Source organism: Shewanella sp. K8 (genome assembly GCF_028823715.1).
Taxonomy (GTDB): Bacteria; Pseudomonadota; Gammaproteobacteria; order Enterobacterales; family Shewanellaceae; genus Shewanella; species Shewanella algae.
Genome location: NZ_JAPEHY010000001.1, coordinates 292,304 through 313,007, shown reverse-complemented (window position 1 = coordinate 313,007; position 20,704 = coordinate 292,304). Strand labels below are relative to the sequence as shown.

The window sequence follows — 20,704 nt, the reverse complement described above, 5'->3', positions numbered from 1 at the left end:
ATATGTTTAATCGGCAAGAGCTTGAGTAGCGCCTCGACATGCTCAATGAGCAGTGTGGTCTGGCGAGCATAGGGCTTTAACCAGCTGATATGCTCCCGAACGATACCGCAATCAGGGCAAAGAATACGGCGGACGGGTAGCCGTAACTGAACCTGAAACGCCAGTATGGTTCGTTCCGATACGCTGCGAAGTGAAGCGTCGTGAACAGCCTTAGCCGGTTTGCCGCAAGCACAGTGGCCGTTATCAATCGGCTTTAGGTGGATGATGAGGGTTTGTTGATTTTGCTCGGTATGGACGGCTTCAAAGCCTTCCCAGAGCGCAATGGGGAAGGTAATATTCGACATTGAGAACGGTTGGGGTTGGTCATTGTTTTTGTTTGGCGACTAAACAATAACTCTCCAACCGTTTTCATTTCCAGTCCACGCTAATCTGCGATGAACCTCTTTTCAGGCCGCCTTGTCATCGCGGCAGCGCCCCATGATATCCAGGATCTGTGTAGTCGAAGCCGCCAAAGCTTCGACGCAGTGGCCGTCCAGTTTGCCGGCGGCCACCATGCTTCTCAACTCACGGAAACAGGCGTCCAGTGGCCAGGCCTGCTTATAGGGCCGCTCGCTGCTGAGGGCATCGAAGATATCCGCCACAGTCACTATTCTGGCTTCAATCGGCACCTCTTCCCCCTTCAAACCTCGGGGATAGCCGCTGCCATCCAGATACTCATGATGACAGGCCACTATGTTGAGCATGATGGCCGAATCCGGCAGATGCGCCAGACCAAAATCCCCCAGCACCTTGCGGATCAGGCACTCCCCCTTATCCACATGGGTCTCCATCAGAGTACGCTCGTCTATGCTTAAGGGCCCCTCTTTCAACAACACCTTGTCCGGAATACCTATCTTGCCTATGTCATGCAAAGGTGCAAACTGGGTGATATGCTCTATCTGCTCATCACTCAGGCCGTATTTGGGGGCGACTATGCCGGCGATCAAGCCCGAATAGGCCGCCATGCGATCTAGATGCGCGCCGGTTTCAAAGTCACGCAGGTCGGCAAAGTCCCGTGCCACCTGAGCCGAGGCGAGAATAGTGCGCACTGCACTGAGTTCGGCGCACAGAGACATGTTGATCAAGTTGGCATAGAGCACCATATCGCGCTGCGCCTTGGCATCGAAGGCCGCCAAGCGGTATGAATCGAAGAACAGAAACCCCAGAAACCTCTGTTCATCGTAGAGGGGCACGGTAAAGGAGGAGTTGTAATCCTGCTCCAGCAACCAACGCGAATGGCTGTTTTCCGGCAAGATATTGGCCTTGATATCGTCCATCACCCGATACTGCCCTGTGTCTGCCAATTGGCTGAGCACCGGGCTGTCGGACATGGGATATTCATAACCCACTATGGCCTGACCCCGATGAGTGCTGTTGATAAAGGTTTTTAGCAGACCGGTCGAATCGTGATACAGGGCGCAGGCGATACGATCCACCCAAGGGTAGCTGAGCAACAGATGATCGTGAATGCGCTCCAGGCGCTCAGAAGCGTTGTGACCCTGCAGCCAGAGAGCTGTTGGCATATTCTTGTCCATACACTATTTTCAAATCATTTCCTTTTTCCAAAGGATAGAACAAAAAACAGCCATGGCGAGAGAACGACCAGTATCCAGGCCATTGCATTTCCAAATCCATAAGATTAACCTTATTGAAAATTTTCTAATTGATAGAGAGTCTGAAAATGCAAACCAACGCCAATCCACAAGACGGCCGCCTGAGCCCTGAGCAGTGCCATGAGATGATCGCCAAGGGAGTTCGGGTACTGGATGTCCGCTCGGCTGCCGAATATGCCGAAGGGCACCTGCCGCAGTCGGTGAATGTGCCACTGGATACCCTGGATACCTGGCTCAAGCAGCAACCGAATAAGCAGGAACCCTTTGTGCTCTATTGTGGTGCCGGCATGCGCGCCCAGAAAGGCTGCGAAATTCTGCGGGCCAACGGCTTTGATTGCGTGCTCAACGGCGGCGCCTTCAAGGAGCTGGTCTGTTGCCAACCTGAGTAACCATAATGACAAGCAAGCCCGGACGATTTCAGATAAGCCAACATCGCGGCCAAGCCTCTGCGCGGGTGCGTTATCGCGAGCAGTGGCCCGCCGAAGGGGTCAGTGCTGCTTGTCCCCTTTGCAGCAAGGCGCTCGAGCCGGACAAGCCGTCACAAAAAAGCCCCGGGGAGTCACCTCCGGGGCAGTAGAACCAAATCAGTCAAGCAACTGGCGTTCAGATTGATGGTGGAAGAGATGTTTGCCTCAGGCAGAGATGGCCGCCAGCGAAGATTTGGCTGCTGAAATACCCTTGGCGTTGGCATCCGGGCCCATGTTCAGCGCTTCACCGTAGACGGTTTCCACTTCGGTAATTCCAATAAAGCCCAGCACGGTTTTCAAATAAGGCACCACGTGGTCTGTGGTCGAATCTTTATGTACCCCACCTCGGGTAGTGATCACTACCGCGCGCTTACCATTGATAAGACCCACAGGGCCATTTTCTGTGTAACTGAAACTCACACCGGCGCGGGCAATCAGGTCAATCCAGTTTTTCAACTGAGTCGGAATACCGAAGTTATACATGGGCGCAGCTATTACTAGTGTGTCGTGATCTTTCAGTTCCTGGATCAGCTCATCAGACAAGGCCAACGCCTGTTGCTGGCGCTCGCTCAGCTGTTCGCCGCCGCGCAGGCCGGTGGCAATTTCACCGTCCAGTACCGGCAGAGGTTCGGCCGCCAGATCCCTGACCGTGATGCTGGAACCCTGCTCCTGCCAATGCTTGATCAGGTGGTCGACCAAGAGACCGGACTGAGAGTAACCACCCAGGATGCTGGATTTCAAAACTAATACTTTGCTCATGATACTGCTCCGCTTCGATTCAGGAATTTGTTTGAGTCAGAGCTTTTGCTCCAATCTATGCTGAGCAGTTTACTAATGGATAAAATAGAAAAAAAGCGGAGAAAATTTGATATTAAATTCGATTTTTTAGAAAGGAAAGGCTGTTATCCATGACTTACAAGGTTAAAACCGAACCTGTAGGCCTAGGTAATCCCAGCTAGGACAGGGTCGGCTCTTGCTTGGGCTGGCTAACGTAAACCCCCAAGAAAGAAGCACAGCAAAGGCCGTGATTCCAGAGTTCCACTTCCAGCCTGACTTTGACCCTGCGCCCTTCACTCAAAGGCGTCAGTGACACGCCCGGCCAGCTGACTTTGGCCTCGATCAACTCACCGGGATTGGCAGTCACCGGCGCCCGATAACGGATCTCGGCCTGGGCCAGCACTATATCACCACTCACTCCGGCCCGCAGCTGTTGCAGCCAGAGCATGCCCCAGCCACACAGAGTGCACAGGGTATAGATACTGCCGGCAAACATGGTCTGATGCAGATTGATGTTGGGCGCCAGCGGTGCACCGACACGAAATTCTGTGCCATCAAAAGCCAGTGGCCGGATCCCCATAAAGGCACTGACGGGGATGGTGCCATGCCAGGTGTTTTCCAATTGCTTAAGCAGTGATGGCTCAGACATATCAAACACTCAGATTAAAGGTCACTGGCCCGTCATTCAGCAGCTCCACCTGCATATCGGCAGCGAAGCGGCCGGTTTCTGTGGTCACCCCCTTGCTGCGGCAAAATGCCACAAAGGCTTCATAGAGCTCTTCGGCCTGAGCCGGACTGGCACCACCCGAGAAACTGGGACGCAGACCGCGGCTGGTATCGGCCGCCAGGGTAAATTGCGACACCACCAACAACTGCCCGCCGACCTGAGTCAGATTGAGGTTCATCTTGCCGTTGTCATCGCTGAACACCCGGTAATTCATCACCTTGGTGGCCAGCTTTTCCATCGCCGCCATATCATCCTGGCGTTCAACGCCCAACAACACCAACAAACCTTTATCTATAGCGCCGGTCACTTCATCGGCAACCGTTACCTTGGCACGGCTGACTCTCTGTATCAGGGCGATCAATCCTGACTCCTTAATTCTGTTTCACAAGAGGCCGCAGTGTCGCCCATAGCACACAGGGCTGCAACCACGGCGTGACGCATTTTATCATCCACCAGCGAGTGATGACCTCCGGCCACCAGCTGCAACTCGGCCGGGCGGGTCTGGCGGGCAAGCTGAGCCTGCAGCAAGTGAGTTGGACAGACCCAGTCGTTTTCCCCCTGCAGCAAGCGGGTATGTTTCGGCCAGTTATTGAGCCCTGCATCAAGCAAACTCATGGCTTCGAAATAGTGATGGCGGGCATAGTGAAGTTCGATTCTGGCCATATTGCTGTCCCGAGGCGCCCTTGGCGGCGGCAACAGCACCCCGGGTAAAGACAGATGCTGCTCCCAGCGCAGCCAACTGCGGACATAATCCTGGGCATTGAGGCAAGTAAATCCCTTGGCATAGCTTTCCAGCAGCGCCGCAGTGCTGCGCTCACTCCTGGATAGCCAGCGGGAAAAGCCATGATAGTCCACCGGGAAACGGCTGGCGGCGCCAGCAGCACCATAGAGCCAATCGCGGCCCTCGGCAGAGGGGATAAAGCTGCCCCAGTATGTCTGGGCTATGACCCGCTCAGGGAATAAACCGCCGTACACCAGCCCCAAGGTTGCCCCGAATGAGCCCCCTGCCAGACACCAGCGCGGCAACCGCAGCGCCTTCCTGACCGACTCGAGATCATCGAGCAGGCCCTGGAAGTGATTCTGCGCCAGACCTTTCTCGGAGCGCGATAAGCCGGCGCCCCTTTGATCCAGAAACAATAAGCGAAAGCGGCGCAGATCAAACAGCGCCAACTCTTCAAGGTTGCAACCGGCGCCGGGCCCGCCGTGCAGATACAGCAGCGGGATGCCTTCCGGGTTGCCGAATTGCGCCAGATACAGGCGGTGGCCGCCACCCACCTCCAGCCAGTCGCGGGCAAACGGATTATGCCGATCCGGGTTCATCATCCAGCGGCTCCAATGGTTCTTCACCATCGAGGAATTCCGGCAAAGATGCGGTGATCTCGGCTCCCATCAGGACAATCATCCAGGACAGATAGACCCAGACAAACAGTATCGGAATCGTCGCCAGGGCGCCGTAAATCGCCTCGTAGCTGGGGAAGTGAGTCACATACAGGGCAAAGCCTTTCTTGCCCGCCTCAAACAGCAAGGCAGCCACTATGGCTCCGAGCAGGGCATGCAGCAGCTTCACCTTTTGATTGGGCACCACAGTGTAAAGCAGCAGGAAGGCCGCGACAGAAAACAGAAACGGCAGACGCGCGACAAAGAAGGTACCTACACCATAAGTATCGGCTTCGTTGAATATTTTCAGCGATACTAAGTAGGAAGTGGCCGCCAGGCTGGCCCCCATCAGCACTGGGCCCAGCGTCAGGATCATCCAGTACATGGAAAAAGACACGACAGTCTGGCGTTTTTCTTTGGTGCGCCAGATATAGTTCAGCGCCTTGTCGATGGCGGAGATCAGCAAAATGGCCACCACCACCAGGGCGCCGATACCGACGGCAGTGCCCTTGGAGGCGTTGCCGACAAACTCGTTGATATAGACCTGAACCGTATCGCCTGCGGCCGGCAGAAAGTTTTGATAAATAAAGTTTTCTATCAGTTGCCGCACCCCCTTGAAGACAGGGAAAGCCGACAGCATAGACATGGTAACTGCCACCATGGGCACCAGCGACAGCAGGGTCACATAGGCCAGATGACCGGCTCGGATATTGATTTGATCGTCCTGCAATCTCTGTTTCAGGTGCAGCAGGAAGTGCCAGCAGCCTTTCATAAACAAGCTGAAATTGCGGGTATCTATCTTGTTGCTCACGGTTTTCTCTTGATCCTCTGGGTCTAGTGTCGCTATCTTCGTACAATAATGCCCGGATTACAAAGTGTGATGCTGCCACTGCAGCAGGGCAAAGGAAGCAGGGAATGACGCCAGTGCTATGCATAGGCATGCGCCGAGGCCCGTCGTTCAGCGCTTCTTCCACAATTTAAAGGAGAGAGTTAATGTCACAACAAGGATCGGCGGGCAATGTGATTGCCGCGCTGGCAAGCGTATTTTTCCCGGATTTGGGGCAGTTGGTTCAGGGGCGGATCCTGGCCGCACTGATCTTCTTTCTGGTGACAGTTACAGGTTACGCCCTCTGGTGGTTGGTAGTTCCTGCTATCATAGGTGCCATCGCCCATCTCTGGTGCATCATAGATGCCGCCAAATACAAAGCATAAACAGAGAAAAGAGAAAGCTTATGAACAAGATCCTCACCACCGCCCTGGTCAGCCTGGGATTGCTGCTGGGTGGTTGCCAGAGTGCCTATTACGGTGCCATGGAAAAGGTTGGCTATCACAAACGTGACATCATGGTCGACCGGGTCAAAGACGCCAAAGAATCACAACAGGAAGCGCAGGAGCAGTTCAGTTCGGCACTGGAAGAGATGCAGGCGCTGCTGAACCATGATGGCGGCGATCTGGAAAAGGCTTACAACAAGGCCAAAGACGAATATGAGTCGGCCCAGGAAGCCGCCGACGATGTCAGCAACCGCATCAACAAGGTGGAAGATGTGGCCGAAGCCCTGTTCGACGAGTGGCAAGGGGAAATCGGTGAGATCAGCAAGGCCAGCCTGCGCAGTAAGAGCCAGGCCAAGCTGAAAGAGACCCGCCGCTCCTACGAGCAACTGATCCGCAGCATGCGCCGTGCCGAGAGCAAGATGCCTCCTATCCTGACCTCAATGAAAGACAACATGCTCTACCTTAAGCACAACCTCAACGCCCAGACCATAGGGGCCATCAAGGGTGAGTTTGCCAGTCTGCAGAGCGATATATCCGGCCTTATCAAAGAGATGAATAAATCCATCGATGAGTCCAACCGCTTTATCGCGGCAATGGAGTCGGGTAACTGACCGCCAAGCCATAGAGATAGCCCCGCACCGCGGGGCTTTTTTTCAGCTGTGAGCCAGTGCACGAATTTCTCCATCTGCGAATGTAAACTTGGATCTGCTGCACACTTCCTTTTTTGACTCAAGAACTTGTGCCTTTATTTGAGTTCACAATAGGCAGTCCTTTGTTGCTGGCCTCTATTCTCATGACACTGACCGAATCGCTCACCCTCATGCTGGCACTCCTCTATGGTGTCAGCCAACTCTGGTGGAGCGGCCGCCGTTTCGGCGCCGGCCTCACCTTGCTGCTGATTTTAACCGCGCTGCTGATTAGCAGCAGCCCCATGTTACTGCTGGCCACGCTGACAGCCGTTGGTAGCCTGGCATTGCTGCAGCAACTGCGCCCCGGCTTGCTGCAATCCGAGCCCAGGATCAATAACCTGCGCAGCGGCTGCCAGCACCTGTTGGCACTGTCGCTGTTTCTGGTCGCGATTCAGTACACCATCAACAGCCTGATGCTCAAGGCCGGAGTCACGCCCTGGATTGGGCGCCCGGATGTGGTGGATGCGTTTCTGCCCATCGCCGGCGGTATAGAACTCAAGGCGATAGCCACCCTGGGACTCTGGGATCAAACCCACCCGGCGGCGGCCGTGATGCTGGCTGTGGTGTTGTTGACCGGACTGCTGTGCAAGCGGGTCTTCTGTGGCTGGGCCTGCCCGCTGGGGTTGGCCGGAGAGTACCTCTATCGTCTGCGCAAACGCTTTATCAAGCGCGAATTTATGCCGCCTGCCTGGCTCGACTGGCCACTGCGTATGCTCAAGTATCTGTTGTTGGCGGCGCTGCTCTACATAGTGCTGGGCATGCCGTCTATGGGGATCCCCGGCTACCTGGAGAGTAATTATCACAAGATAGCCGATCTCAAGATGGCGCTGTTTTTCATCACTCCGGGACTCATCACCCTGGCCTGCTTTGGCCTGATCCTTGCCATTGTCGCCTGGCGCCGTCAGGGATTTTGCCGTTACCTCTGCCCCTATGGCGCCCTGCTGGGACTGCTGAGTTTTCTCAGCCCGCTGAAAATCCGCCGCGCCCCTGAGCATTGCCTGATAGAGTCCAAGGGGATGAAATGCGACAAATGCACCCGCGCCTGTCCGGCCGGCATCATAGTGCATACCAAAAATACAGTGCACAGCGATGAATGCCAGGCCTGCATGCGCTGCGTGGCCGCCTGTCCCAAGAAAGCGGCGCTGGGGTTCGGCCTTAGCCGCAATCATTTCTGGTCGGCCAAGTCGGTAATGCTGCTGGTACTCGGACTGCTGTTCCTGCTGCCCTTGATAGCTTACACCTCCGGCTTCTGGGAAAGCCAAACGCCGGATGCGGTTCGGATGCAACTGCTGCAGATGATCGACTATGTAGGTCACTAAACTTAACCACTCAGGCTCGCCGACAGGCGGGCCTTTTTACTGCGCTTGTCGCCGAGTACCACTGCCCCTCCCTGACTTGCCACGCCCGGCAAGATTGTTTCCCGATGCTATTTTATGCAATGCTAACTTCTCCACCAAAAACACGGGAAGTTTATGGCGCACCATCTGCAAACCTTGCTGCAACAATGGGCTCTCAGCGCAGACGAGCCCTGGGTGCTGGCGCTGATCACCTCGGTACAAGGCTCTTCTTATCGCAAACCCGGAGCCATGATGCTGTTTCATCCTCTGGGCCAGAGCCTGGGGATCCTCAGCGGCGGCTGTTTGGAGGCCGATCTGCGCCATCAGGCACACAAGGCCCTGACGGAACAAAGGGTGGTGGAGGTCTGTTATGACGCCCGCGACGATCAGGACGCCAGTTACCAACTGGGGTGTGGCGGCTTGGTGAACATCTGCCTGCTGCCTCTGGGACGGGAGAATCATTTTCTGGCACTCGATGAGTTGCGCCAGGCTCTGAATGCCGGTCAATCGGGCTTCTGGCAATTGTTGATGCCAAAAGCCGGTGAAGCGCCCGCAGCCCTTGAGGCGCGCTTTTTACCCCAAGGTTCCCCCTCAACCTATGCTGAGCCTCTACCTTTCCCCGCCAATGACTTTCGCCGCACCGGGATTTGGAGTCCAGAAACCGGGCAGAACGGGCAACAGAGCTGGTTAACCGTACCCGTGGGCCCCAAACCTGCGCTTGCGATTTTCGGCGGCGGTCTGGATGCCAAGCCGCTGGCGCAGATGGCTTTGCAACTGGACTGGCAGGTGAGCGTCGTCGATCCCAGAGCCGCCTACGCCCGCAGCCATGACTTTGCCGGTTGCGACATAATCAAGCTCGGCGCCGACGAGCTGGATGCCGATTGGCTCAAGCGTCAGGATGGTGCCATAGTGATGTACCACAATGTCGAGCTCGACAGCGCCATTCTCAAACGGCTGCAAGTAAGCTGCCCACGCTATCTGGCGCTATTGGGGCCAACTCACAGGCGCGATAAGGTACTCAAACATGCCGCTCTTGGGCTGGCAGACTTTGCCGTGCCACTGGCGGCGCCCGCCGGACTGGCACTCGGCGGCGAACTCCCGGGGGCCATCGCCCTCAGCATTTTGGCCCAGTGCCACGGGGTTTTGTTTGATGCGCCCATGACTGGGCTTGAGGGCCTGATGCCATGAGGCTATTGCCTGTGTTACTGGCCGCCGGAGCATCGAGCCGCTTCGCCGCCGATGACTCAGTGCCCGGCCATGCCAAACTGGCGGCACAGGATAGCCATGGCACGCCGCTGCTGCGCCTCAGTTGGCAAGCGCTGGAGCAGATGCGCGCTCAGGCAAGCCTGAAGTACCCCAAGCTTGAGCTGCTGCCGCTGCTGACCATACTCGGCGGCCACAAGGAACAATTGCAAGCGTTGTTGCCGCCCCATGCGAGCTGCTGTTTCAACCCTCTCTGGCAACAGGGGCTGGGGCACTCCATCGCCCTGGCCGCGGAGCAAGCCAAGGCCTGCTCCGCCGATGCCCTGCTACTGGCGCTGGCCGATCAGGTTGCGCTCAATAGCGCCGATTACCTTGAATTGCTCGACTGTTGGCTGGGCAGCCAACTCAGCAGCAGCGCCTTTTACCGGGACTCCCCCGGCGCGCCTGCTATCTTTAATGCCACAGACTTCAACACCCTTTGCCAACTGCAGGGTGACCGAGGGGCCAAGGCCCTGCTGACCGAGAAATTACAACAACAACGACTGGGCCGGATAGTGCTGCACCGCGCCGCCATAGACATAGACACGGGCGCAGATCTCAGACGCCTCAACCAGCACAAGGAGTGAACAATGTCGCAACTCAAAATCAATGGCAGACTGTTTTCGGTCGAGGCCGATCCCAATATGCCCTTGCTATGGGCCCTCAGGGATCTCCTGGGGCTGACAGGCACCAAATTCGGCTGTGGCGCCGGACTCTGCGGGGCCTGCACCATACATCTGGATGGTAAGCCCGCCAGAGCCTGCCTCACCAGTCTCAAAAGTGCCGAGGGCAAGAACATCACCACCATAGAAGGCCTGGATAATCCGGCGCTGAAAGCCGCCTGGAGCAAACACAAGGTTCCCCAGTGCGGTTACTGTCAGACAGGGCAACTCATGTCTGCCGCGGCGCTCTTGAGTGAAACGCCCAACCCCAGTGACCAACAGATAGACGATGCCATGTCCGGCAATATCTGCCGCTGCGGCACCTATACCCGGATCCGCAGCGCCATCAAGGATGTCGCCGTCAAAGGGGGGGTGAGCTCATGAGCCGGTTTACCGCAGTGGAAAACTTCAGCCGTCGTGATGTACTGAAACTCTTTGGCGCCAGTGGCGGTGCCTTGATGCTGGGCAGCAGCGCCCTGGGCTGGAGCCCCATGAGCCTGGCGCAGGACAAGCTGCAACCTCTGAATCTGTTTATCGCCGTCGGTGAAGACGACAAGGTCTACCTCACCTGCCATCGCTCGGAAATGGGCCAGGGCATACGAACAGGCATACCTCAGGTGCTGGCCGATGAACTGGAAGCCGACTGGGACAAAGTCGTGGTGGTGCAGGGCCTGGCCGACAAGCGTTACGGCAGCCAGAATACAGATGGCAGTCGCAGCATACGTAAACACTACGACAGAATGCGGCAGATGGGTGCCATGGCGCGCACCATGTTGGAACAGGCTGCTGCTGAACATTGGCAAGTGCCGGTCGCAGAAGTCAGCGCCAAGGCTCACAGAGTGACTCACAAGGCGTCCGGCCGCTCCCTGAGCTATGGCGAACTGGCACTGGCGGCGTCCAAGCTGCCGCTTCCGGATGAGAGCCAACTCAGGCTCAAACCCAGAGAAGAATTCACCCAGATAGGTCAGTCACGCACCATAGTGGATATGGATGCCATGTTGGATGGCAGTGCTATCTATGGTCAGGATATACGTCTGGAAGGCATGCTCTATGCCGCGATTGCCCGGCCGCCTGTGCTCGGCAGCCAAGCGGCGAGTGTCGATGATAAAAAGGCCCGCGCCTTCCCCGGTGTGGTGGATATTATCAGCCTGCCCGCTCCCAAAGGGGCACCGGCCTTCCAGCCGCTTGGCGGTGTGGCTGTGCTGGCCAACAACAGCTGGAGCGCCCTTGAAGGCCGCAAGGCACTGACGATTCAGTGGCAGCAAAGCCCCAACGACAAGCACGACTCCCAAGCGTTTCTCGCCACACTGAAACAGCGAGTACAGCAGAGTGGCAAGGTCAGGCGTGAGCTGGGTCAGCCTCCCGCAAGCTGGCCAAAAGAGCGCACGCTCAGCGCCGATTACACTGTGCCCTATCTGGCTCACGCCATGATGGAGCCGCCGGCGGCCACCGCCAGAGTCAGCAAGGATGGCTGTGAAATTTGGGCCTGCAGCCAAACGCCCCAGAGTACCCAGCAGAATGTGGCGGCCGCTTTGGGGCTGAAAGAGGAGCAGGTCAAGGTACATGTCACCCTGCTGGGCGGCGGCTTTGGCCGTAAGTCCAAGCCGGACTTCAGCGTCGAAGCGGCGCTGCTTTCCAAACGCAGCGGCAAGCCGGTGAAGGTGTTCTGGAGCCGGGAAGATGAACTGCAAAACGGCTATCTGCACGCCATCAGCGCCCAGCATTATCAGGCACTGCTCAGTGATGATGGCAAGGTGGAGGCTCTGTTGTCGCGCACCGCCTTCCCTTCCATCAGTTCCACCTTTGCCGAAGGTGTGGATGAACCCTCGGACGGCGAACTGGATTTGGGCTTTATCGACTTGCCATTTCAGTTGCCGTCGCTGCGCTGCGAAACCGCCAAGGCCGAGGCTCATACCCGCATAGGCTGGCTGCGCTCTGTGTGCAACATTCAGCATGCCTTCGGCATTGGCAGCTTTGTCGACGAACTGGCGCTGCGCACCGGCCAAAGTTGCCCTGCCATGTGGCGGCAACTTTTGGGGCAACCCAGAGTGGAGAACTTTGCCAATCAGGGCTTCAAATACGGTAACTATGGCGAAGAACTCAGCCGTCATCCTGTGGATGTCGCTCGTTATCTGACGGTCATCGACGCCGCCGAAAAACGTATGGCGCAATCACCGGCCAAGGCGGGCGAAGGCTGGGGCTTTGCGGTGCACCGCAGCTTTGTCAGCTATGTGGCGGTCGCCATCAAGGTCAAACTGGATGGTCAGCGTTTGCAGGTGCTGCAGGCCATCTCAGTGCTGGATGCCGGCACTGTGGTTAACCCTGACAGAGTGCATTCGCAGCTGGAAGGCGCGGTCATCTTCGGCCTCAGCCTGGCGATGCTGGGCGAAATCAGCTTCAAGGATGGCAAGGTGCAACAGTCGAACTTCCACGACTATCAACTGCTGCGGTTGCCGCAATGCCCTGAGATAGAAACACAAATCATCGCCTCGACCGAGGTACCCGGCGGTGTAGGCGAACCCGGAGTGCCCCCGGTGGCACCGGCACTGACCAACGCCATAGTGGCCGCCGGCGGCAAGCGCTACCGGGATCTGCCGCTGAAGCAGTATCTGCAGCTTTGATTGGTCGATAAAGTGTCGGGGCCATGCCCCGGCACTATTCCCTGGCCAACTGCTGTAGCATCCACTGCATCACAGGGCCAATGCCCTTGTCCCTGCGTCTGACCACGCCTATTTCGACCCACTGATTGTCTGTGATATTGGCACCGGACAGCCTCACCAGATCCTTGGCATACCACTCGGCCGTCGCCACATGCTCGGGCACCAGGGCCCAACCGACATTTTTGATCACCAGCGCCGTGATGTAGTAATAACTGTCGATATGCCAGTGATTGCTGGACACGGGGCGCGACTGGCTGTCGCCGATGCGGGAGCGGATCACCAGTTGTCGGTGCTGATTGAGCTGGTCGAGCGAAGGCTCGGCAATATTCGCCAGCGGGTGCTCACGACCGACAATAAGCGACTGCTGAAAGTGAGCTATCGAGTTGAACTCCAAGGAATCCAAAAGCTCATCTGTCTGGCGGAACAAGATACCCAGGTCGGCTTTTTTCTCATCGACCCAGCGGGCAATATCATCCTGGGAGCTGTTGATAAGAGTGAGCTTCAAGCCCGGGAACTGCTCGGCCACCCGCACGAAGAAACTCTCGAAGCGCTCTATGGGCAGAGCCTCGTCCAGGGCAACCGTCAGGGTGGCCTCCTCGCCCGAGCTGACCGTCAGGGCTCTGGCGTCCAGGCGCTGGCACTGCCTCAACACCACCTTGGCCTCCTGATAGATCTGCTCGCCGGCGGCTGTCAGCCTGGGTAGCCTGGCGCTGCGGTCAAACAGCTCCAGCCCCAGGTCTATCTCCAGATTGGCTACGGCAGTGCTCACCCGAGATTGCGCCTTGCCAAGCTCTCTGGCGGCGGCCGAAAACGAGCCCTTTTCCACCGCAATCACAAAGGCGCTCAGTTGATCCAGGGTCCAATTCATTCCATTCACCAAAGTATCCGAATAACGGATACAAGCTATCTTTCACCAATCCGAAAAACAAGCATAATCTGCGACCCTGTTTTCCTGCATTCGGTTAAAGGTAGTGCAATTATGAATACCGGAATCTCTCAGCAAACACTGAGTCACAACCAGCTGCGGCGCACCTTTTGGCGCTATACCATCCCAGCCATCGCTGCCATGCTGGTCAGTGGCCTGTACCAGATAAGCGCAGGTATTTTTGTCGGCCACTATGTCGGCTTTCAAGGATTGGCCGCCATCAACATGGCCTGGCCGATAGTGTTTATTCTCTCCGGCCTCGGGCTTATGGTGGGCATGGGTGGCGGCAGCCATATCTCCATCGCCCGCGGAGCCGGGCAGCAAACGCAAGCCAATCGAGCCCTGTTGGCCAGTATCTGGCTGATTGTTCTATTGGCCCTGGTGGCATTTATGGCGCTGCAATGCTTGAGTGAGCCGCTAATGCAACTGCAGGAGGCCACTGAAGCGACTCTGCAGCTGGGACAGGGATATATTGCCGTGTTTCAGTGGGGCGCGGCGATCACCATAGCCTCGACGGCGCTGCCTATGTTGATCCGCAACGATGACAGCCCCAGAGTTGCCACCGCCCTGTTGGTGATGGGGGCGCTTGGAAATATCCTGTTGGATTATCTGTTTGTTGCCGTACTTGGGCTTGGGTTAAACGGCGCGGCTTATGGCACCATCATTGCCCAAACAGCTGTGTGTCTGGGGGCCGGCTATTACCTGTGTTCGAGCCATTCAGGCTTTAAGCCAAGGCTCAAAGATGCGCTACCCAGAGCCGGGGAGTTCGCCCGGATTATCCAACTGGGGGCTTCGGCACTACTGATGTACCTTTACACCAGCTTTATGGTGGCGGCCCATAACCATCAGTTTATGCAGTATGGCACCACCTTGAGCGTCAGTGCCTTTGCCATAGTCGGCTATCTGATGACACTCTACTATCTGTTGGCTGAGGGTATAGCCGAAGGGGTGCAGCCACCTGTGAGCTACTTCCACGGGGCCCGCCAGCCCGGCAATATCATCGCCATAGTCAAGCTGGGCGCCAAGGTCACCCTGCTGTTTGGCCTGAGTTGGCTGGCGCTGCTCAACCTGTTTCCCGAAACCATGATCGGCCTGTTCGCCGACAACAATCCTTTGTTAACCCAGGAAGCCAGAACCGGGATCCGTATCCATCTGGCGGCTATCTGGTTGGAGGGGCTGATAGTGCTGGCAGCCATGTATTTTATGGCGATAGGCAAAGGCGGGATGGCTTTGGCAATCTCCTTGACCAATATGCTGATCCAGTTACCGTTTCTCTATCTATTGCCGCTGTTTTTGGGAGAAACCGGTGTCTGGCTGGCAATGCCGCTGTCCAACCTGCTGCTGGCACTGTTGGTGTTGCCTAGATTCTGGCGCCGTCTGCATGCAAGGTCGCACCTGGCAGATAGAACCCGACAAGCACCGGACGGCACTTTGGCAAAACATCCCGCAGTCTAATGAGATGCCGGGCAAATTGAACGCAGTAAAAAACCCGGTCATGCCGGGTTTTTTACTGTTCGCCTATGGCTTAGCCACGGCTGGCGCGCTTGCGGTCATTTTCAGTCAGATGACGCTTACGCACACGGATGCTCTTGGGCGTGACTTCAACCAGTTCATCATCATCGATGAATTCCAGCGCCTGTTCCAGGGTCATCTGGATATGCGGAGTCAGTACCTGAGCTTCGTCGGTACCAGAGGCACGCATGTTGGTCAGCTGCTTGCCCTTGAGGCAGTTTACTGTCAGGTCGTTGGAGCGGCTGTGGATACCCACTACCTGGCCTTCGTAAACTTCGGCGGCGTGGCCAATCATCAGACGACCGCGATCCTGCAGACCAAACAGCGCGAAGGTCAAAGCCTTACCTGTGGCGTTGGAGATCAATACCCCGTTGCTACGCTGGCCGATATCGCCACCCTTGTAAGGACCATAGTGGTCGAAGGTGTGATACAGCAGACCTGTACCTGAAGTCGCTGTCATAAACTCGGTCTGGAAACCGATCAAGCCACGGCTTGGGATCATGAAGTCAATACGTACACGGCCCTTGCCGTCAGGCTGCATGTCGCGCATGTCGGCCTTACGGGTACCCAGCTTCTCGATAACGCCGCCCTGATGTTCTTCTTCCACGTCCACAGTCAGCTGCTCGTATGGCTCGCACTTCTCGCCGTCGATCTCTTTGATGATCACTTCAGGACGGGAAACCGCCAGCTCATAACCTTCACGACGCATGTTTTCGATCAGGATAGACAGGTGCAGTTCACCACGGCCGGATACGCGGAAACGATCCGGACTCTCGGTTTCTTCCACACGCAGAGCCACGTTGTGTACCAGTTCCTGTTGCAGACGCTCAAGGATGTTACGTGAAGTCACGTACTTACCTTCTTTACCCGCGAAAGGAGAGGTGTTGACCTGGAAGGTCATAGTCATGGTTGGTTCATCAACAGAAAGAGGTGGCAATGCTTCGGCATGACCAACAGCACAGATGGTGTCGGAGATCTTCAGCTCGCCCAGACCTGTGATAGCAACGATATCACCGGCATTGGCACTGTCCACTTCGTGGCGTTCCAGGCCCATGTAGCCCAGCACCTGACCGATTTTACCGTTACGGCTCTTGCCATCGGCACCGACAATAGTGACCTGTTGGTTGGTCTTGACGCTACCACGCTTGATACGACCCACACCGATAACCCCTACATAGCTGTTGTAGTCCAGCTGAGAGATCTGCATCTGGAATGCGCCTTCGGCGTCGGCATCCGGTGGAGATACTTTTTCAACGATAGTTTGGAACAGTGGGGTCATGTCTTCACTGTTGTCCTGAGGATCCAGGCTGGCAAAACCGTTCAGTGCAGAGGCATAAACCACTGGGAAGTCCAGCTGCTCGTCGGTGGCCCCCAGGTTGTCAAACAGGTCAAATACCTGATCGATAACCCAATCAGGACGGGCACCCGGACGGTCAATCTTGTTGATCACCACAATAGGCTTAAGACCTTGGGCGAATGCCTTCTTGGTCACGAAGCGGGTCTGTGGCATTGGGCCGTCCTGCGCATCAACCAGCAGCAGTACAGAGTCAACCATAGACAGAACCCGTTCTACTTCGCCACCGAAGTCGGCGTGTCCTGGGGTATCTACAATGTTAATCCGATAGTCGTTCCACTTAATGGCGGTGTTTTTCGCCAGAATAGTGATCCCACGTTCTTTCTCCAGATCGTTGGAGTCCATCACCCGCTCGGTGGCTTCTCCGCGGGTTGCCAGGGTTCCTGACTGTGCCAACAGCTTGTCTACCAGGGTAGTCTTACCGTGGTCAACGTGCGCTATGATGGCGATGTTACGTAAATTCTCTAACACAGTTTTGCCTCTTACGATCTCTGTTCTGTGGGATGCAGCAATATAAATTGAATGGTACAACCGCTTTATGACTGCTTGGCGATTGCCTTCCAGGCCTTATAAAACCTGGGCTGCCATCGTGTCGGGGAGCACAATTTCCCCGGATGGTTGCTTTAAAAAGCGTGCCATTCTACTCTAGCGAGGGGCTATCGCACAGGATTATTTTTTAGACACCTATGAATATCCGGCTTATTCAGCGCACGCACCATTATGGTGAACGCACCTTTTTGGAACACTCAATGCACCATGATAGTGCAAACCCGCTTGTCTCGCCAGCCCTCGATTTTACCACTCCCTTTATTTTCAACATCTTAGCATCTTGGCATGAGTCTGGCTTAATAGAGACCAACAAGGCGCCAGACGCTACATACTAAGAGTTGACAAAGGGCACCCCCTTTACCCTACCGGAGGCTTGATAATGTCAGTCGAATCAGTTTTACAACAGCTGCAAGAGTTGGAAGTTAAGTTTGTTGATTTACGCTTTACCGATACCAAAGGTAAGGAACAGCATGTATCTATCCCGACTCATCAGGTAGATGCTGATTTCTTTGAAGACGGCAAAATGTTCGATGGTTCATCTATCGCCGGTTGGAAAGGGATCAACGAATCTGACATGGTGCTGATGCCAGATCCAAGCAGCTTTGTACTGGATCCTTTCACCGAAGAAACCACAGCGCTGATCCGCTGCGACATCCTCGAGCCCGGCACCATGCAGGGTTACGACCGTGACCCTCGCTCTATCGCCAAAAAAGCCGAAGAGTACATGCGTTCTACCGGCATCGCCGACACTGTGCTGATCGGTCCTGAGCCAGAGTTCTTCCTGTTTGATGACGTACGTTTCGGTACCGACATGAGCGGCACCTTCGTCAAAATCGATGCCAAAGAAGCGGCCTGGAACTCAGGTACCAGCTATGAAGATGGCAACACAGGTCACCGTCCATTCGTTAAGGGCGGCTACTTCCCGGTTGCGCCTGTGGATTCTTCGCAGGATTTGCGTAGTGCCATGTGTCTGGTGCTGGAAGAGATGGGCCAGGTTGTGGAAGCTCACCACCACGAGGTTGCTACCGCGGGTCAGAACGAGATCGCCACTCGCTTCAACACTCTGACCAACAAGGCCGATGAAATCCAGGTACTTAAGTACGTGATTCACAACATGGCTCATGCCTACGGCAAGACAGCCACCTTTATGCCCAAGCCGATAGTTGGCGACAACGGCAGCGGCATGCACGTACACCAGTCACTGGCCAAAGACGGCACCAACCTGTTTGCCGGTGACAAGTACGGCGGCCTGTCTGAAACTGCCCTGTACTATATCGGTGGTATCATCAAGCACGCCCGAGCCCTGAACGCCTTCACCAACCCAAGCACCAACTCCTACAAGCGTTTGGTGCCACACTTTGAAGCCCCTGTGATGCTGGCTTATTCTGCCCGTAACCGCTCGGCTTCTATCCGTATCCCTGTGGTACCAAGTCCTAAGGCTCGCCGTATCGAGACCCGCTTCCCGGATCCTATGGCCAACCCTTATCTGGCCTTCGCAGCACTGCTGATGGCCGGTCTGGACGGTATCCAGAACAAGATCCACCCTGGTGATGCCATGGACAAGGATCTGTACGATCTGCCGGCCGAAGAAGCAGCGGAAATCCCGACTGTGGCCGAATCTCTGGAAGTCGCCCTGGCGGCTCTGGATGCAGACCGTGAGTTCCTGACCCGCGGCGGTGTGTTCAGCGATGACTTTATCGACTCTTACCTCAAGCTGAAACAAGCCGAGGCCGAGCGTGTCAGCCGCACCACTCACCCAGTCGAATTTGAGCTGTACTACAGCCTCTAATTGCCCTGCAATCAACCGATGAGTCAAGCCATCGGATAACAAGAAAAGCGCCCCGGGAGCAATCCCGGGGCGCTACTATTTTAAGGCTATAAAACTCAACCCACTCAGGGAGCACCGACAAGCTCAGGAGCACTCTGAGCCTTGGCCCCTGTGAGTATCACCGCCAACTTGAGTTCACCCTCTGTCTGGTTCAACTCCTCAAGCCCTTCTGGAGTAAAGCGATATTGGCCTTCTGTCTCCAGCGCTTCCATGGTGCCAGCACAGGTGTCGACGGTTTCGCTGCATTCGAAACGCACCCCCTTATGCCAAGGCATGGAGAAGGCCGATACCTGCTCTGCCGGCATCTTGAGGTACATCACCAGATAGTTGCTGCCGGCATCCTTGACGGGTTTGCCCTCCGCCGTAGTCAGGCTAAAGGTCAGTGCCTGGCTTTGAGGATCCACGGCGCTCAGTGCCACCTTGAGGCTTTCGGCTTCATTAATGGACACAGACTGCTCCGGTTCAGGATCCGGCGGAAGCACAGGGTCATCATCGTCATCCCACCAGTCACAACCTCCCAGGCACAACAGCAAAGACGCTACTATCAAACTCTTATGTTTCATAACAGCCTCCTAGTGACAATCGCTGCAGACCGCACCTTCGTGAACCCCGGTCAAACCGGCGCCGACATCATGGGCGCTGTGGCAGCTCTGACATTCCATCTGTGAATTGACATCGGCACCTATGTAAGTGTCCGGTTCACGTTTGGTGCTGCTGTGACAACCACTACACTCGGCATTACCCGCTGCCACAATTTCAGCGTCCAGGGCATTGTCCAGCGACTTATTGAGGAAGTCAGTAGTGACATAGGCAATCTCGGCCGTCAGCTGAGCGCAGCGCTCCAATTTCGCCTGATGACTGGAGCCGTACTTGCTCGCTTTCGACCAGTGGGTCACCGAGGTGTGACAGAGAATGGAATTGGCAACCGACTGGCCTATCTTATCTGCGGTCAGTAGCTCACCGGCATTGTCTTTACGGGTCGGTGCGCCAATCGCCTTGAGGAAGGCTTCATCATTTCTCGGCATGGCTGTGTGTTCATAGTAGCGGTACACTGAGCGGATCACCGCAGTGCGGTCGACCCCGCCCAGGACGTTAACCGCCATGGCCGCCGCATTCAAGCAACCACACAGGGTTCCCCAACCTGCGATACCGCCGCCACCATAGGCCGCCAGGTTGGTAGGGATAGCGGCGAATTTGCAGGCATCCTCATGCCCTTTGGCTGCCAAGGCCTTCACCAGGGCATCGAAAACCCCATACATGCAACCACCACGGCCATAACCTTCATAGGCCAGTTTGGCGACTTCCATAGGGTCCAATTTCACATAGGTCAGCAGCTTGGTGCCCAGATCGCTGCCCCCTTCACTGCCGATCCCTATGCTGGTATCTCCGGGACAAGACTCTGCGGCCAGAGCTGTGGTCGCGATCAGCGAACTCCCTGCTGCCACACCAACCAAACCTACAATCTGGCCCATCGCCTGACGTCGATTCACGTTCATACTCATCACCTCTTTTTGCACTTACATATTGCAGAATTGCAAATTAAGTAAAATTAATTCTTTATAATCAATAGCTTGCAAGCAACCTCAGCTTATCCCCTCTCCTGTTGTGCAGATGTGATCCAAGGCGGGTTTCAGTGTTAAAGAGTCAAAAATTCAACAGTTCACCGGCAAGAGG

General features: G+C 56.0%; 21 protein-coding genes and 1 pseudogene. 11 read left to right on the top strand and 11 right to left on the bottom strand.

Annotation, left to right across the window (positions count from 1 at the left end; genetic code table 11):
• Positions 1–344 (bottom strand): annotated as a pseudogene (locus ON072_RS01445) (hypothetical protein); the annotation flags it as partial.
• 102 nt (positions 345–446) lie between these two features.
• Positions 447–1,562: an HD-GYP domain-containing protein gene (locus ON072_RS01440; RefSeq protein WP_245003277.1), complete on the bottom strand. Its 1,116-nt coding sequence runs from the start codon at positions 1,560–1,562 to the stop codon at positions 447–449.
• A 158-nt stretch (positions 1,563–1,720) separates the two neighbouring features.
• On the opposite strand from ON072_RS01440, the gene ON072_RS01435 reads away from it, so the two are divergent.
• Positions 1,721–2,041, top strand: a complete 321-nt coding sequence (locus tag ON072_RS01435; protein WP_144224730.1) for a rhodanese-like domain-containing protein — start codon at positions 1,721–1,723, stop codon at positions 2,039–2,041.
• 5 nt (positions 2,042–2,046) lie between these two features.
• Positions 2,047–2,229, top strand: a complete 183-nt coding sequence (locus ON072_RS01430) for a hypothetical protein (protein WP_144224732.1) — start codon at positions 2,047–2,049, stop codon at positions 2,227–2,229.
• Between the two features lie 55 nt (positions 2,230–2,284).
• Here ON072_RS01430 and ON072_RS01425 read toward each other — a convergent pair whose 3' ends face one another.
• The 5 genes from ON072_RS01425 to ON072_RS01405 all read right to left on the bottom strand — a co-directional run bounded on the left by ON072_RS01425 (position 2,285) and on the right by ON072_RS01405 (position 5,772).
• Complete coding sequence (locus ON072_RS01425; protein ID WP_144224734.1) at positions 2,285–2,878, bottom strand: FMN-dependent NADH-azoreductase; 594 nt, start codon at positions 2,876–2,878, stop codon at positions 2,285–2,287.
• 196 nt (positions 2,879–3,074) lie between these two features.
• The gene (locus ON072_RS01420) at positions 3,075–3,545 is read right to left on the bottom strand and encodes a thioesterase domain-containing protein (protein WP_274625924.1); all 471 of its coding nucleotides are present in this window, start codon (positions 3,543–3,545) and stop codon (positions 3,075–3,077) included.
• A 1-nt stretch (position 3,546) separates the two neighbouring features.
• Positions 3,547–3,984, bottom strand: a complete 438-nt coding sequence (gene dtd, locus ON072_RS01415) for a D-aminoacyl-tRNA deacylase (protein WP_028780049.1) — start codon at positions 3,982–3,984, stop codon at positions 3,547–3,549.
• A complete protein-coding gene (locus ON072_RS01410) occupies positions 3,981–4,973 on the bottom strand; it encodes an alpha/beta fold hydrolase (protein ID WP_245003278.1) in 993 nt (330 codons plus the stop codon). The genes dtd and ON072_RS01410 overlap by 4 nt, the downstream gene beginning before the upstream one ends.
• Entirely contained in the window at positions 4,924–5,772 is an 849-nt protein-coding gene (locus ON072_RS01405; protein ID WP_144224810.1) for a virulence factor BrkB family protein, read from the bottom strand. The genes ON072_RS01410 and ON072_RS01405 overlap by 50 nt, the downstream gene beginning before the upstream one ends.
• 221 nt (positions 5,773–5,993) lie before the next feature.
• Here ON072_RS01405 and ON072_RS01400 point away from each other — a divergent pair, with 221 nt between their 5' ends.
• From ON072_RS01400 to ON072_RS01370, 7 genes are all read left to right on the top strand, one after another.
• Positions 5,994–6,212, top strand: a complete 219-nt coding sequence (locus ON072_RS01400) for a hypothetical protein (protein ID WP_274625923.1) — start codon at positions 5,994–5,996, stop codon at positions 6,210–6,212.
• Positions 6,213–6,232: 20 nt separating this feature from the next.
• Entirely contained in the window at positions 6,233–6,883 is a 651-nt protein-coding gene (locus ON072_RS01395) for a DUF2959 domain-containing protein (protein ID WP_039034687.1), read from the top strand.
• Between the two features lie 182 nt (positions 6,884–7,065).
• Positions 7,066–8,280: a 4Fe-4S binding protein gene (locus ON072_RS01390; RefSeq protein ID WP_144224738.1), complete on the top strand. Its 1,215-nt coding sequence runs from the start codon at positions 7,066–7,068 to the stop codon at positions 8,278–8,280.
• 153 nt (positions 8,281–8,433) lie between these two features.
• Positions 8,434–9,486, top strand: a complete 1,053-nt coding sequence (locus ON072_RS01385) for an XdhC family protein (RefSeq protein ID WP_044735424.1) — start codon at positions 8,434–8,436, stop codon at positions 9,484–9,486.
• Positions 9,483–10,127 (top strand): NTP transferase domain-containing protein, encoded by a 645-nt coding sequence (locus ON072_RS01380; protein ID WP_107352498.1) that lies wholly within the window; start codon positions 9,483–9,485, stop codon positions 10,125–10,127. The genes ON072_RS01385 and ON072_RS01380 overlap by 4 nt, the downstream gene beginning before the upstream one ends.
• Positions 10,128–10,130: 3 nt before the next feature.
• Positions 10,131–10,586 (top strand): (2Fe-2S)-binding protein, encoded by a 456-nt coding sequence (locus ON072_RS01375; protein WP_071238922.1) that lies wholly within the window; start codon positions 10,131–10,133, stop codon positions 10,584–10,586.
• The gene (locus ON072_RS01370; RefSeq protein ID WP_261753155.1) at positions 10,583–12,823 is read left to right on the top strand and encodes a xanthine dehydrogenase family protein molybdopterin-binding subunit; all 2,241 of its coding nucleotides are present in this window, start codon (positions 10,583–10,585) and stop codon (positions 12,821–12,823) included. The genes ON072_RS01375 and ON072_RS01370 overlap by 4 nt, the downstream gene beginning before the upstream one ends.
• 34 nt (positions 12,824–12,857) lie before the next feature.
• Here the strand turns inward: ON072_RS01370 and ON072_RS01365 are convergent, their stop codons facing one another.
• Complete coding sequence (locus ON072_RS01365) at positions 12,858–13,730, bottom strand: LysR family transcriptional regulator (RefSeq protein ID WP_109248520.1); 873 nt, start codon at positions 13,728–13,730, stop codon at positions 12,858–12,860.
• A gap of 111 nt (positions 13,731–13,841) precedes the next feature.
• Between ON072_RS01365 and ON072_RS01360 the strand changes: the two genes are divergently transcribed.
• The gene (locus tag ON072_RS01360; protein ID WP_144224744.1) at positions 13,842–15,242 is read left to right on the top strand and encodes an MATE family efflux transporter; all 1,401 of its coding nucleotides are present in this window, start codon (positions 13,842–13,844) and stop codon (positions 15,240–15,242) included.
• Positions 15,243–15,312: 70 nt separating this feature from the next.
• Here ON072_RS01360 and typA read toward each other — a convergent pair whose 3' ends face one another.
• On the bottom strand, positions 15,313–17,124 hold the full coding sequence (gene typA, locus ON072_RS01355; RefSeq protein WP_025889914.1) for a translational GTPase TypA: 1,812 nt from the start codon (positions 17,122–17,124) through the stop codon (positions 15,313–15,315).
• A 457-nt stretch (positions 17,125–17,581) separates the two neighbouring features.
• Between typA and glnA the strand changes: the two genes are divergently transcribed.
• Entirely contained in the window at positions 17,582–18,991 is a 1,410-nt protein-coding gene (gene glnA / locus ON072_RS01350) for a glutamate--ammonia ligase (protein ID WP_028780041.1), read from the top strand.
• 104 nt (positions 18,992–19,095) lie between these two features.
• On the opposite strand, the gene ON072_RS01345 is transcribed toward glnA, so the two are convergent.
• Together ON072_RS01345 and ON072_RS01340 are read right to left on the bottom strand one after the other, a co-directional pair.
• Positions 19,096–19,593, bottom strand: coding sequence for a hypothetical protein (locus ON072_RS01345; protein WP_107005779.1), 498 nt, complete (start codon positions 19,591–19,593; stop codon positions 19,096–19,098).
• Between the two features lie 9 nt (positions 19,594–19,602).
• The gene (locus tag ON072_RS01340; RefSeq protein WP_025010779.1) at positions 19,603–20,526 is read right to left on the bottom strand and encodes a C-GCAxxG-C-C family (seleno)protein; all 924 of its coding nucleotides are present in this window, start codon (positions 20,524–20,526) and stop codon (positions 19,603–19,605) included.
• Positions 20,527–20,704 lie beyond the last annotated feature (178 nt).

What these genes read in the sequence shown, in the direction of transcription:
- ON072_RS01440 (WP_245003277.1), bottom strand. Translation starts at nt 1,562, where the DNA reads ATGCCAACAGCTCTCTGGCTGCAGGGTCACAACGCTTCTGAGCGCCTG.
- ON072_RS01435 (WP_144224730.1), top strand. Translation starts at nt 1,721, where the DNA reads ATGCAAACCAACGCCAATCCACAAGACGGCCGCCTGAGCCCTGAGCAG.
- ON072_RS01430 (WP_144224732.1), top strand. Translation starts at nt 2,047, where the DNA reads ATGACAAGCAAGCCCGGACGATTTCAGATAAGCCAACATCGCGGCCAA.
- ON072_RS01425 (WP_144224734.1), bottom strand. Translation starts at nt 2,878, where the DNA reads ATGAGCAAAGTATTAGTTTTGAAATCCAGCATCCTGGGTGGTTACTCT.
- ON072_RS01420 (WP_274625924.1), bottom strand. Translation starts at nt 3,545, where the DNA reads ATGTCTGAGCCATCACTGCTTAAGCAATTGGAAAACACCTGGCATGGC.
- ON072_RS01410 (WP_245003278.1), bottom strand. Translation starts at nt 4,973, where the DNA reads ATGGTGAAGAACCATTGGAGCCGCTGGATGATGAACCCGGATCGGCAT.
- ON072_RS01405 (WP_144224810.1), bottom strand. Translation starts at nt 5,772, where the DNA reads ATGAAAGGCTGCTGGCACTTCCTGCTGCACCTGAAACAGAGATTGCAG.
- ON072_RS01400 (WP_274625923.1), top strand. Translation starts at nt 5,994, where the DNA reads ATGTCACAACAAGGATCGGCGGGCAATGTGATTGCCGCGCTGGCAAGC.
- ON072_RS01395 (WP_039034687.1), top strand. Translation starts at nt 6,233, where the DNA reads ATGAACAAGATCCTCACCACCGCCCTGGTCAGCCTGGGATTGCTGCTG.
- ON072_RS01390 (WP_144224738.1), top strand. Translation starts at nt 7,066, where the DNA reads ATGACACTGACCGAATCGCTCACCCTCATGCTGGCACTCCTCTATGGT.
- ON072_RS01385 (WP_044735424.1), top strand. Translation starts at nt 8,434, where the DNA reads ATGGCGCACCATCTGCAAACCTTGCTGCAACAATGGGCTCTCAGCGCA.
- ON072_RS01380 (WP_107352498.1), top strand. Translation starts at nt 9,483, where the DNA reads ATGAGGCTATTGCCTGTGTTACTGGCCGCCGGAGCATCGAGCCGCTTC.
- ON072_RS01375 (WP_071238922.1), top strand. Translation starts at nt 10,131, where the DNA reads ATGTCGCAACTCAAAATCAATGGCAGACTGTTTTCGGTCGAGGCCGAT.
- ON072_RS01370 (WP_261753155.1), top strand. Translation starts at nt 10,583, where the DNA reads ATGAGCCGGTTTACCGCAGTGGAAAACTTCAGCCGTCGTGATGTACTG.
- ON072_RS01365 (WP_109248520.1), bottom strand. Translation starts at nt 13,730, where the DNA reads ATGAATTGGACCCTGGATCAACTGAGCGCCTTTGTGATTGCGGTGGAA.
- ON072_RS01360 (WP_144224744.1), top strand. Translation starts at nt 13,842, where the DNA reads ATGAATACCGGAATCTCTCAGCAAACACTGAGTCACAACCAGCTGCGG.
- glnA (WP_028780041.1), top strand. Translation starts at nt 17,582, where the DNA reads ATGTCAGTCGAATCAGTTTTACAACAGCTGCAAGAGTTGGAAGTTAAG.
- ON072_RS01345 (WP_107005779.1), bottom strand. Translation starts at nt 19,593, where the DNA reads ATGAAACATAAGAGTTTGATAGTAGCGTCTTTGCTGTTGTGCCTGGGA.
- ON072_RS01340 (WP_025010779.1), bottom strand. Translation starts at nt 20,526, where the DNA reads ATGAACGTGAATCGACGTCAGGCGATGGGCCAGATTGTAGGTTTGGTT.